Origin of the sequence: Marinomonas sp. NPDC078689 (assembly GCF_044542435.1) — a bacterium.
In the GTDB taxonomy this organism is placed as follows: domain Bacteria; phylum Pseudomonadota; class Gammaproteobacteria; order Pseudomonadales; family Marinomonadaceae; genus Marinomonas; species Marinomonas arenicola.
Genome location: NZ_JBITUJ010000010.1, coordinates 60729 through 73284, shown reverse-complemented (window position 1 = coordinate 73284; position 12556 = coordinate 60729). Strand labels below are relative to the sequence as shown.

At 47.2% G+C, this 12556-nt stretch carries 8 protein-coding genes; all 8 read left to right on the top strand.

All coding sequences use genetic code 11. From position 1 onward, the window contains the following. Nucleotides 1-12 precede the first annotated feature (12 nt). Complete coding sequence (locus ACIGBN_RS15250; RefSeq protein WP_396666396.1) at nt 13-987, top strand: hypothetical protein; 975 nt, start codon at nt 13-15, stop codon at nt 985-987. Then, on the top strand, nt 959-1660 hold the full coding sequence (locus ACIGBN_RS15245; RefSeq protein WP_396666394.1) for a hypothetical protein: 702 nt from the start codon (nt 959-961) through the stop codon (nt 1658-1660). Before ACIGBN_RS15250 ends, ACIGBN_RS15245 begins: the two co-directional genes overlap by 29 nt. Before the next feature lie 4 nt (nt 1661-1664). Continuing rightward, the gene (locus ACIGBN_RS15240) at nt 1665-2849 is read left to right on the top strand and encodes a type II and III secretion system protein (protein WP_396666392.1); all 1185 of its coding nucleotides are present in this window, start codon (nt 1665-1667) and stop codon (nt 2847-2849) included. A gap of 42 nt (nt 2850-2891) precedes the next feature. Beyond that, a complete protein-coding gene (locus tag ACIGBN_RS15235; protein WP_341565273.1) occupies nt 2892-3458 on the top strand; it encodes a shikimate kinase in 567 nt (188 codons plus the stop codon). Beyond that, nucleotides 3439-4542, top strand: a complete 1104-nt coding sequence (gene aroB / locus ACIGBN_RS15230; RefSeq protein ID WP_396666390.1) for a 3-dehydroquinate synthase — start codon at nt 3439-3441, stop codon at nt 4540-4542. Before ACIGBN_RS15235 ends, aroB begins: the two co-directional genes overlap by 20 nt. A 29-nt stretch (nt 4543-4571) precedes the next feature. Then, nucleotides 4572-6131: an SPOR domain-containing protein gene (locus ACIGBN_RS15225; protein WP_133004300.1), complete on the top strand. Its 1560-nt coding sequence runs from the start codon at nt 4572-4574 to the stop codon at nt 6129-6131. A gap of 442 nt (nt 6132-6573) precedes the next feature. Continuing rightward, nucleotides 6574-11025 (top strand): glutamate synthase large subunit, encoded by a 4452-nt coding sequence (gltB, locus tag ACIGBN_RS15220; RefSeq protein WP_133004301.1) that lies wholly within the window; start codon nt 6574-6576, stop codon nt 11023-11025. A gap of 97 nt (nt 11026-11122) precedes the next feature. After that, the gene (locus ACIGBN_RS15215) at nt 11123-12544 is read left to right on the top strand and encodes an FAD-dependent oxidoreductase (protein WP_396666387.1); all 1422 of its coding nucleotides are present in this window, start codon (nt 11123-11125) and stop codon (nt 12542-12544) included. The last annotated feature ends 12 nt before the right edge of the window (nt 12545-12556 follow it).

The following is a 12556-nucleotide window of genomic DNA, read 5'->3' as shown; positions in this document are numbered from 1 at the left end:
CAAGGATGAATCATGAAGCCAATATCCCCCGACTGTGTCGTATTTTACACTGTCTCTCAGTGCTATGTTTACGCGGCTAATCATTTGCCTGAGCGACTTCCATTCAACGCCAAAGACGATACATTTCTGCCGAGTATCGAACGGCTTAATGAGCTGCAATCACTATTAGACCATGAATATCTAGCAGACAAAAAGTCTCTGCTGATTGTCGTGCCTAATGCTTGGTTGTCTGTTTCAGAGCACCAAATAAAGCATCCATTATCAAAGAAATTAGCGCCATTGGCGGCGTTAGCATTCGCTTCAGAAAGCACCTTTGCACCGCCCAATGAAATCTTCTTTCATCATCATGTGACTAAGTTAAACAAAGACCTCGTTCAATTGCATGTAGTCGCTTGTTCAAAAATGTTAATGGATTGTCTAAGTCAGCCTTTTCAAGCGGACAATCGGTGTTATCAGTTGATATCGCAGCAACAATGGGACGCACAATCGACACGTCGCTTCGCTTGTTACTTACTCTCTCGCCAAGGGTTAGCCCGATATCAACCTGAGGAAGATAAGCGCCGGGAAACACGTCATCGTTGGTCTGCTTTTGTGCTAATGAGTGTGCTAGTGCACGGCTTGTTGCTGGGCTATTTTTATTACCTCACCGATGAGCAAGACAAGCAGCGAGTAGCGCAGCGTCAAAAATACACTCAGCAGCTTGTCTTGCCGACCCAAGGCACTGTGTTTGTGACTAGGTTCTTGACGATATTGCGCGCCTTACCCCATGACGTAAGAGTGTCTGCGTTGCACAGTGAAAAAGACACCGCCTCAGCGCGTTTAACCTTGACGACGGTCAGGCTGCAAACATTGCTTACGCAGTGGCAACAGGCGCAGCCAACGTGGCATTGGCAGGTGAGCTCGACTTCGCCCCAAGGCACTTCAATGGGGGCTTCAGAAGACGCTTTGGAGGTGATGCATGTGGAGCTTCTCGTTTCTGCGCGTTAAAGCGTGGCCGCAGCCATCACGAACCTTGTTGTGCTTATTAGTTGTGCTGCAAATCGCCGCTTGGTACCCATTATGGCAATACCATCAAAGCGACGTTCAGCATGATAATAAGCAACAGGCACGAATGGATGGGCACACCCAGATTAGGCAGCGCCAAGCCAAGTTGCTAGCGTCTAATTCTTTCACATCAGAGACATTGCAGACTCGTGTGGTGAACACCGAGAAAGGCGAAGTGACGCAATGGGCGGTCAGTGGAAAAATGTTGTTGAGTCACTGGCAAGCGGTGCAGGAAAAAATACAAGAAAAAGTGGCAATAGGGTTAGTGAGTGCCAGCTGGACATTGACGATGGACGGTCATTGGCAGGGGCGCTTGCTGTTTGATGTGTTAAGGCCGAATAAATCACAGCCTCAGCAAGATTGGCTTCCGGCTCGTCAGGTGGCTATGTCTGGCGCTCTAGCGCAATGGCGATTGGTCTCTGTGGCCGTGTTTCAAGGAGAAGCGTCTGCGTTGTTGTCTTATCAATCGGCCAAACGTTGGGTGGCACAAGGTGATTGGCTGCCGACTTTGGGTTTGTCTGTGCAGCGAGTCTCGCCCGATCAAGTGACGTTTGTCGCACCGTCTGGTGATGCCTTTCTATTACCCGTTCGCAACCTCAATGGCATGAAGGAGTAAATGTATGCGCTCTTTATTACTGGAAAAGGGGGTGGTAAGGCCGATATTCATAGCGCTGATGATGCTCTTGGTGCCACAACGGCTGCTCGCGATGGATGTCTTTTTTGAATCGCGTTCAATACAGGAAGTGTTGCCTTGGCTGGCGTCGAAAATGCAGGAGAGCTTGGTGATTAGCCCAGACATAGACGATCAACTCACCCTGTCGATTAAAGACGCTTCTTGGCGGGAAGTGATGCAAGCCGTCGCGCAAAATCCGAGTATTGATTTGACTTGGCAAGGCGCTGTGGCCGTGTTGATGCCTGCGCTGAAAAAAGAGGAGAAAGCCAACTGCCAGCGAGCGTATTGGATGTTGCGCCATGCCAAAGCGAAAGCCGTCGGTGGTCATTTAAGTGTGTTGTACCCGACCATCTCTTTGATCGTGGATGAGCGAACCAACTCGCTGATTACTTATTATTGCCAGCCGGTTGAAGGTTTGGCTCAGACATTAGATTGGCTGGATGTGCCGTTACGACAAATTGAAATCAGTGCGCAAATTGCTCAGGTGAGCACCTCAGCCCAATCGCAATTTGGGGCGAATTGGCAGGCGAACTTATCGAACAGCGTGCGCTCGTCGATTGGTGGCGCCATTGATCTTGGCGCATTAGCCGCAACGAGCCGTTTGTCAGTGTCTGGCAGCAGCGGCTTGAACTTGTTGTCGTTTACTTTAGACATGTTAGAAAGTGAAGGCATGGCGAAAGTATTGTCTAAGCCCAAAATTGTTGCCGTAGAAGGCCAATTGGCTCGGATCGAATCGGGTACAGAAATACCGTACCAAACCGTGGACGATGACACGGTTAATGTTGAGTTTCGCGACGCGGCCTTGTTGTTAGAGGTGAGGCCGTTTGTAAAAGAAGGAAAGCGTATCTTGTTGGAATTAACGATTCATCAAGACTCAGTCGGGGAATTGGTGAATGGTGTGCCTAGCTTGGAAACCAATCGATTAAAAACGCATGTGGTGGTGAACGACCAAGAAACGCTTGTTTTAGGTGGGATTTTTCGAGAAGAGCGTTTTAAAACAACCAGTAAGGTTCCGGTTTTAGGCGATATTCCTATTCTGGGCATATTCTTTAAAAGACAAACAGAACAACAAGAAAAGGTTGAATTACTTGTATTTATTACACCAAAGCTGCTACAAATGTCAGTTAACTAGGCTGCAGCCTGTATCTGCTTAATTCCGATGTAATTGAATACAATGATAAAAGCTCCCAATATAATTTTAGTGGGCCCGATGGGTGCTGGAAAAACGACAATAGGTCGCTTGCTTTCACACTCATTGGGCAGAGAATTCTATGATTCAGACCGAATCATAGAAGAAAATGCCGGGGCTGATATTCCTTGGATTTTCGAAAAAGAAGGTGAAGATGGCTTTCGTAAACGAGAGACTCACGCCTTAGAGTGCATGTTACATAACCAAGACTGCGTTGTTCTTGCGACGGGCGGTGGTATTGTGATGCGTGAAGAAAATCGCGAGTTGCTGAGTAACAGTGATGCGCTTGTTGTTTACCTTTATGCTTCCGTGTCGCAACAGTTACATCGTACCTCGAAAAGCAACCACCGACCGTTATTACAGACGAGCGATCCGAAAGCGACATTGAACGCGCTTTTTAAGGTTCGTGACCCGCTCTATCGCGAAGTGGCTACCTTGGTTGTTGAGACCGATTCACGGCACCCTAAGTCAGTGGCTAATAAGGCTTTAGAGGCCATCAAACGTCATTTAAAATCAGAAAACAAGGCACAGAATGCGAACGTTAACGGTTGAGTTAGGAGAGAGAAGCTACCCTATTTATATAGGCAGCGGAATTCGTCAACAGAAGGATCTTTTTGATCAAGCAATTCATGGCAAACAAGTCATGATTGTTACCAATGACACAGTGGCTCCCTTGTATCTGGATGCCATGGTGTTGATGCTGAGCGAGTCATATCAAGTCGCCACCTGCATTTTACCTGATGGCGAAGCGTTTAAAACACTGGATACCTATGGCCAGATTATTACCGCGCTACTTGAAGCTAAGCATAACCGTACTACCACGATTATTGCCTTAGGTGGCGGAGTGGTGGGTGACATGGCGGGCTATGCGGCGGCGACGTATCAGCGTGGCGTACCTTTTATTCAAGTGCCGACGACATTATTGTCCCAAGTGGATTCTTCTGTTGGTGGTAAAACCGGCGTGAATCATCCGCTGGGTAAAAACATGATAGGCGCGTTTTATCAACCTCAAGCCGTCATCATAGATACGCAATCACTATTAACCTTGCCAGAAAAAGAATTGTCCGCTGGCATGGCAGAAGTCATCAAGTATGGATTAATTTGCGATGCTTCATTTTTTGATTGGTTAGAGCAAGAAATTGACGCTTTAATGGCGTTGGATAATGATAAAATCAGCGATGCAATTTATCGTTCATGTTTGGCTAAGGCAAATGTCGTGGCACAAGATGAACGAGAAGGCGGCATTCGAGCCATTTTGAACCTAGGCCATACTTTTGGTCATGCCATTGAAACCCACATGGGATATGGTAATTGGTTGCATGGTGAAGCCGTCGCAGCAGGGTGTGTGCTGGCTGTTGATTTGTCGTGGCGCTTAGGGAATATTTCTGAGCAAGATGTGAATCGCAGCGTGGCGTTATTCCGTGCAGCTAAACTACCTACTTTACCGCCAGCGGTGATGACATTAAGTGTGTTTAAAGATTTGATGATCTTAGACAAAAAGGTGCTTGATGGTAGTTTGCGTTTAGTGCTGCTCGATGCTCTTGGCGATGCCATTGTTACGTCAGACTTTTCAATGAGCGATTTTGATGACTGTATTACCGATGCATTGGAAGCGAGTAAGCAAGTAACCTCTTAATTAGATCTCTGTCGTCTTAAAGGGCCAGTATGTCAGAACCGAATTTTCAGTTTGACTTAGAAAGCGCACTGAATCAGCCGCCTAAAGCGACGCTGAGGGACCCATTCGGCTCGAAAGACATGTCTGCTTACTTTGCCTCAGAAGAAGGTAACCAGCAACTGGCTCTGCTTGAGCATTTAAGTCGTTACAGTAATTTATTGTCCGTCATACAAGGCCCACAAGGCAGCGGCAAAAGTCGGTTTATGATGGAGTTTGCTCGTCATCAAGACGATTCGACAATTATTAGCCAAGTAAAAGCCAGTATGCTGATGACGGCTGGGCAATTGCTGCAGGCCATTTACAGTGGTTTTTCAACACAGTTAAGAGAGCCGCCGAACGAAGCGACGTTTGGGCCTTTGCTGAAATTCTCTCATGATTTAGAGGCGCAAGGCCAAAAAGCATTAATCTTGATTGATAATGCGCAAGAGTTGAATACCGATGCGGTCAGCATGTTGTTAGACATGATGTCGCTGGCGACCGAAAATCAATCCGTTCCTCATGTTGCCTTGTTTACAGAATTTCCATTGTCACGCAATCTCGATTCTTATCAAGGTTCTCGTTATGAGCAACTTAGCCATACGCTGACCATTGCACCTTATTCACTAGAACAAACCAAAGCCTATTTATTGCATCGTGTTCGGACGGTGGGTGGGAGCATTAATCTGCCATTTAATGACAAGCAGATTAAACAGATCTATCAAGAGTCAGGCGGTTACCCTGGTGCCATTAATAAGATTGCGCAGTCGATGATGGGCAATGGCGCAAAAGGCGCTAAGCCTGGTCGCCGTTTCAATTTGGCGTTGGGCTTTCCATTGGTTCATATGGCGCTGCTGTGTTTTGTCATGCTGGGTATTTTGATCGCGGTTTTATTCAGCGACCCAGATGAGTCAGAGCGCCAAGTGGCTGATCGCACCAGTAATGTCATTCCTTTGAGTCCTAAAACCGAAGTACGAGCAGGGCAATCTTCTTCCGCTACCATTGCGAGAATTGATGCCATGCAACGTAAAATAGGTTCAGAACCGAGTCTTGGCTTGCCGCCTATTCCTACCGACACAGAAGACGCTACTCTTGCGCCATCAATCGCCCCTGTGAAGCCGGCTATTTCAGCCGCTCCGGTTGCGCCTATCCGCCAAGATACGCCAGTTGATATTACCCCCAACCTCAGCCAAGACAGACCTCAAGTTGTGTTACAGCCTATGCCGGTTGAGAAGGAACAGACTGTCACTGAAAAAACGCCAGCCGCCGACCCATTTGATAAAACACAGTGGTGGTTGTCGCAAAGCCCAAGTCGTTATACCTTGCAGCTACTCGGTACTTATAATCTGGATACGGTGAAAGACTTCATTAAATCTCAGGGCAGCATCAGTGTGTTTAGCTACTTTAAGTCAAAACACAAAGGGCGAGATTGGTATGTTGTGGTGTACGGTATGTATCGAAATCGCAGCGAAGCCATTGCGGCAGTGGAATCTTTGCCTAGAGATTTGAAGAATTTGAACCCTTGGGCGCGCAGTGCTCGTAGCATTCAGCAAGACATCCAAAAACTAGAATAATCCACTGGAAACAGACGTATGCACTGTTTTTACTCGCTTTTTTTGCTTTTAAATCACGTATGAAGTCTGTTTTTTACGATTTCACTACTAATTTCTTTTCAAAAAAAGACATTTTCTTATAAAAAAACCATTTATCTCTGAAATACACAGATCCACAGTGGAATTTTCTGTTTGGAAAATCCACAACCATAGATAATTCTCCTAGAAGCCTTTAATTGCACTGAACCCCACGTGAAAAACCCTCGAAATGACGGTAAAACCAGTTAGCTTGATTTGAGTAGTCGCACGCTGCGAGGTAAGATCATTTTCCTTTTTGGTGGTTGACAAGGCAGATAATAATCATTCTCAAAGTCAATTGATCGACTTTCTACGAGCCTGATCACCAAGAAAGTATTTTCTGATCTATTTGATATCTTTACGTTTCAACTGTGGGAGTTGGTGTATGAATGCAGGTCTTTATCGTCCTGGCGAATTCAAAGACAACTGTGGCTTTGGCTTAATTGCGCACATGGAAGGCAATGCAAGCCATGAGTTATTGAAAACAGCCATTGAGTCTTTGACATGTATGACACACCGTGGAGGCATCGCTGCCGATGGCAAAACTGGCGATGGCTGTGGTCTTCTTATTCAAAAGCCGGATACCTTTCTACGCGGCGAAGCCGAATCTTTATTTAGTCACACACTGTCCGACCTTTATGGCATCGGCATGGTCTTTTTGGATCAAGATGAAACATCCGCTGCAGAGCAGCGTGGCGTCTTGACGAAGCAGTTACAAGAACAAGGTCTTAATGTCGTTGGTTGGCGTGAAGTGCCAATGGACGCTTCTTGTCTTGGTCGCATTGCAGAAGAATGTTTACCGCGTATCGAGCAAGTGTTTGTTGATAGTAACCGTATGGACGCCCGTACTTTCTCAACGCGTCTGTTTGTTGCTCGTCGTCAAACTGAAATCGAATTATCACATTTCGAAAATTTCTACATTTGTTCTTTGTCTGACAAGGTTTTGTCTTACAAAGGCTTAATGATGCCTGCTGATCTTCCTGTGTTTTACAAAGATCTTGGCAACGAAGCGCTACAAACGGCGATCTGTGTTTTCCACCAACGTTTTTCTACTAACACCTTGCCGAAATGGCCGTTGGCGCAACCGTTCCGTATGTTGGCGCACAATGGTGAAATCAACACCATTGAAGGCAACCGTAATTGGGCGTTGGCGCGTGGTAGTAAACTGCGTTCACCATTGATCCCAGAACTGCAAGACTTGCAGCCATTGGTTAACTTAACGGGTTCTGACTCGTCTTCCATGGACAACATGCTAGAAGTCTTGGTGACGGGCGGCGTGGATATTTTCCGTGCGGCACGTTTGATTATTCCACCGGCGTGGCAAAACGTTGAGAACATGGATCCTGAGTTACGTGCTTTCTACCAGTACAACTCAATGCACATGGATCCTTGGGATGGCCCAGCGGGTCTTGTGATGACCGATGGTCGCCATGCGATTTGTATGCTGGATCGTAATGGTCTGCGTCCGTCTCGCTGGGTGATCACCAAAAACGGATTCATTACCTTGGCATCCGAAATTGGCACCTATGATTACAAGCCAGAAGATGTGGTATCGAAAGGACGTGTAGGTCCTGGTCAAATGCTTGTGGTTGATACTCAAACCGGCCAAGTACTGCATACCAATGACATCGACAATCGATTGAAAGCGGCGCACCCATACAAAAAATGGTTGAAGCAAGAAGCCATTCGCATTGAGTCATTATTAGAAGAATCGTCTCTTGAGTTCGAACCTTTTACCGCAGAAGAAATGCTGACGTATCAGAAGATGTTCCAAGTGTCTTTTGAAGAGCGTGAACAGATTTTCCGTCCGTTGGCAGAGAGCGGTCATGAAGCCGTAGGCTCTATGGGCGATGATACGCCAATGGCCGTGATGTCGAGTCAAACTCGTCCAGTGACGGATTATTTCCGTCAAAAATTCGCTCAGGTAACGAATCCACCTATCGATCCATTACGTGAATCTGTGGTGATGTCGTTAGAAACCTGCATCGGTGTTGAGCGTAATTTGTTTGAAGAAACGCCGAAGCATGCGAATCGAATCATTTTGTCCTCGCCTGTGTTGTCACCACGCAAATACAGCCGATTATTGGCCTTGAATGACCATCGTTTCCGCTTGGTTCGTTTGAACACCAACTACAACCCAGATGAAGTCTCTTTAGAGCAATCGATTAAAAACCTATGCATCAGTGCTGAAGAAGTCGTTCGTAATGGTGCTGTGATTGTGGTGTTAACCGATCGTGATATCGAAAAAGGCTATTTGCCTATTCCGGCGCCAATGGCGGTCGGTGCGGTGCATCACCATCTAACCGCTGTCGGTTTGCGTTGTGATTCGAACATCATTGCAGACACTGGCTTTGCGCGTGATCCTCACCAGTTTGCGGTCTTGTTAGGTTTTGGTGCTACGGCGGTGTATCCGTACTTATCTTACCGTTTGATCAATGACATGGTGGATAAAGGCGAAGTGTTGGGTGACCCAATTGCTTGTCACGTTAAATACCGTAAAGGCATTAACAAAGGCATGATGAAAATCCTGTCTAAAATGGGGATTTCTACCATTGCTTCTTACCGCGGCGCGCAATTATTCGAAGCGGTTGGTTTGGACACTAAAGTGGTGGACCTTTGTTTCAAAGGCGTACCAAGCCGCATTAAAGGCGCGCGTTTTGAAGATTTCCAGCGCGAGCAAGTGACGGTCGCCAACAATGCTTGGAAACTGCGTAAACCTATTCAGCAGGGCGGCTATCTTAAATACGTCCATGATGCGGAATATCACGCTTTTAACCCAGACGTGGTGCGCAATCTGCAAACTGCGGTAGGCAGTGGTCGTTTTGAAGATTTCACCGCTTACACTGAGTTGGTAAATAACCGCCCAGCGTCAATGTTGCGTGACTTGTTTACTTTGTCAGATAAAGCCAAAGCGATTCCTATCGACGATGTTGAGTCACTAGAAGAGATTCTACCTCGCTTTGATTCTGCCGGTATGTCGCTTGGGGCCTTGTCTCCAGAGGCGCACGAATCACTTGCGCAAGCGATGAACGAATTAGGCTGTCGCTCTAACTCAGGTGAAGGTGGTGAAGACCCAGCGCGTCATGGCACTGAACGTCGTTCTAAGATCAAGCAAATTGCGTCAGGCCGTTTTGGTGTGACAGCAGAATACCTAGTGAACGCTGAAGTGCTACAGATCAAGGTAGCGCAAGGTGCGAAACCAGGTGAAGGTGGTCAGCTACCTGGCGGTAAAGTAAACGGGTTGATTGCGCGTTTGCGTTACGCGGTACCGGGTGTGACATTGATTTCACCGCCACCGCACCACGATATTTATTCGATTGAAGATTTGGCTCAGCTGATCTTTGATTTGAAACAAGTGAACCCTGATGCTCTGGTTTCTGTGAAATTGGTGTCTGAACCTGGTGTGGGTACGATTGCTGCGGGTGTGGCGAAAGCCTACGCGGACTTGATTACTATTTCTGGTTACGATGGCGGTACGGCAGCATCACCATTGACGTCTATTCGTCATGCAGGTTCTCCTTGGGAGCTTGGTTTGGCGGAAGCGCAGCAAGCGCTACGTTCTAACGACCTTCGTGGCAAAATTCGTCTGCAAACAGACGGCGGCTTAAAAACGGGCCTAGACGTTGTGAAAGCGGCGATTCTTGGTGCAGAAAGCTTTGGCTTTGGTACCACACCTATGATTGCTATGGGGTGTAAGTTCTTACGAATTTGTCACCTAAACAACTGTGCAACAGGCGTGGCAACACAAGACCAAATGTTGCGTGATGAGCACTTCATCGGCACGGTAGAAATGATCAAAAACTTCTTCCGTTTTATGGCTCAAGACACGCGCTTATGGTTGGCGAAATTAGGTGTTGCTCGTCTGCAAGACTTAATCGGCCGTACGGATCTATTAACCATCTTGCCTGGTGAAACAGAGAAGCAACAAGGTTTGGATTTATCGCCTATCTTATTGAACGATGCCATCCCAGCCGACAAACCACAGTATTGTGTAGCGCCATTTAACCCGCCACACGATAAAGGCTTGTTAGCGTTGAAAATGTGGGACACAGTGCAATCAACCGTTGAAGAAAAAGAAGGTGGTGAGTTTGCCTTTAAAGTAACCAACTGTGATCGTTCGATTGGTGCGCGCTTGTCTGGTGAAATTGCCAAACGTTACGGCAACCAAGGCATGTCCGATACGCCGTTAACCTTGAAGTTGACGGGCACGGCTGGACAAAGTTTTGGTGTGTGGAACGTGGGCGGCTTGAACATGTACCTAGAAGGTGATGCGAACGATTATGTCGGCAAAGGCATGACTGGCGGTAAGCTGGTGATTCGCCCACCTCGTCAGTCGGCTTTCGAATCGCAAGACACTGTCATCATTGGTAACACCTGTTTGTATGGTGCGACCGGCGGTAAGTTATTTGCCGCGGGTATTGCTGGTGAGCGTTTTGCGGTGCGTAACTCTGGTACCCATGCGGTTATCGAAGGCGCTGGTGATCATTGCTGTGAGTACATGACAGGCGGTCTGGTGACAGTGCTGGGTGATACGGGCTACAACTTTGGCGCGGGTATGACCGGTGGTTTTGCTTACGTGTTGGATATGGACCGTACGTTTGTAGACAAATACAACCATGAACTGGTTGAGATTCAGCGTGTAGGAACAGAAATTACCGAAGAATATCGTTCTCATTTACGCAGTGTGATTGAAGAATATGTTCGAGAAACTGACAGCGAATGGGGCCACGAAATCTTAGAAAACTTCTATGACTACATTGGCAAATTCTGGCTAGTAAAACCAAAAGCCGCGAGCTTAGGTGCGTTGCTAGATAATACTCGTCAGCGTCCAGAATAAAACTTGCTATGTGGTGCTAGGCACCATCAATGAATCAGTTTGACCCATTTGAGAGAAGTGCCGCTTGCTTGCAAGCGGCCATAGGAGATAGCAGCTTATGACTGAGCGCTTGAACAATGCATTTCAATTCGTCGAAGTGGATCGTAAAGATCCGAAGAAGAAGCCTTTAATTACTCGTAAGGCTCAGTTCGTCGAAATTTATAAACCGTTTGAGGAAGAGCACGCCAAAGGGCAGTCTCATCGTTGCCTTGAATGTGGTAACCCTTATTGTGAGTGGAAATGCCCAGTTCACAATTACATTCCTAACTGGTTGAAGTTGGTGAGTGAAGGGAGTGTCTTAGAAGCTGCCGAGTTGAGCCATCAAACCAACTCTTTACCTGAAGTTTGTGGTCGTGTGTGTCCGCAGGATCGTCTTTGTGAAGGCGCTTGTACGCTGGGTGAAGGGGGTTTTGGTGCGGTGACCATAGGTTCTGTTGAAAAATACATTACTGATACCGCCTTTGCTTTGGGCTGGCGCCCTGATATGAGCAATGTGGTTCCGGTCAACAAAACCGTGGCCATTGTTGGCGCGGGTCCTGCTGGCCTCGCTTGTGCCGATGTCTTGGTACGCAACGGCATTAAGCCTGTCGTGTTTGATAAGTACCCAGAAATCGGTGGCTTGCTGACGTTTGGTATCCCAGAATTCAAACTAGAAAAAAGTGTTATGACGCGCCGTCGTGAGATTTTTGAAGAAATGGGTGTTGAGTTCGTATTAGGCACCTCGGTTGGCGATGATGTGCCATTTGAACATGTTCTAGAAGAGTACGATGCAGTGTTTCTTGGCATGGGAACGTACAAATACATGAAAGGCGGTTTCCCTGGTGAAGATCTACCGGGTGTCCACGATGCGCTAGATTACTTGATCTCTAACGTAAACCATTGCCTAGATTTCGAAGAAGACGAAAGCGACTACATCAACCTAAAAGGCAAGCAAGTGGTTGTCTTAGGTGGTGGTGATACCGCGATGGACTGTAACCGTACGGCCATTCGTCAAGGTGCCAAGGGCGTCTCTTGTGCTTACCGTCGAGACCAAGAAAACATGCCTGGTTCACGCAAAGAAGTTCAAAATGCGCGTGAAGAAGGGGTTCAGTTCCTCTTTAATCGCCAGCCTGTGGAAATTGTCGGTGATGGCAAAGTAGAGGGCATCAAGGTTGTTGAAACGAAAATGGGTGAGCCAGATGCCAATGGCCGTCGTAGTGCAGAAGTGATAGAAGGCAGTGAGCAAATCATTCCTGCGGACGCCATTTTAGTCGCGTTTGGTTTCCAAGCGAGTCCGGCGCCTTGGTTTGAGAAGTTCGGCATTGAAACCGATTCTCGAGGACGTGTTCTAGCGCCTAAGAAAGGCAAGTACATGTTCCAAACCACCAACGAGAAAATCTTTGCTGGTGGCGATATGGTACGTGGTTCTGACTTGGTGGTAACCGCCATTGATGAAGGCCGCAAAGCCGCCGAAGGCATTATGGACTTCTTGGACGTTTAACCGCTCCCGTTA

Bases quoted from the DNA above. Each gene is read 5' to 3' on its own strand.
- ACIGBN_RS15250 (WP_396666396.1), top strand. From the start codon at position 13: ATGAAGCCAATATCCCCCGACTGTGTCGTATTTTACACTGTCTCTCAG.
- ACIGBN_RS15245 (WP_396666394.1), top strand. From the start codon at position 959: ATGTGGAGCTTCTCGTTTCTGCGCGTTAAAGCGTGGCCGCAGCCATCA.
- ACIGBN_RS15240 (WP_396666392.1), top strand. From the start codon at position 1,665: ATGCGCTCTTTATTACTGGAAAAGGGGGTGGTAAGGCCGATATTCATA.
- ACIGBN_RS15235 (WP_341565273.1), top strand. From the start codon at position 2,892: ATGATAAAAGCTCCCAATATAATTTTAGTGGGCCCGATGGGTGCTGGA.
- aroB (WP_396666390.1), top strand. From the start codon at position 3,439: ATGCGAACGTTAACGGTTGAGTTAGGAGAGAGAAGCTACCCTATTTAT.
- ACIGBN_RS15225 (WP_133004300.1), top strand. From the start codon at position 4,572: ATGTCAGAACCGAATTTTCAGTTTGACTTAGAAAGCGCACTGAATCAG.
- gltB (WP_133004301.1), top strand. From the start codon at position 6,574: ATGAATGCAGGTCTTTATCGTCCTGGCGAATTCAAAGACAACTGTGGC.
- ACIGBN_RS15215 (WP_396666387.1), top strand. From the start codon at position 11,123: ATGACTGAGCGCTTGAACAATGCATTTCAATTCGTCGAAGTGGATCGT.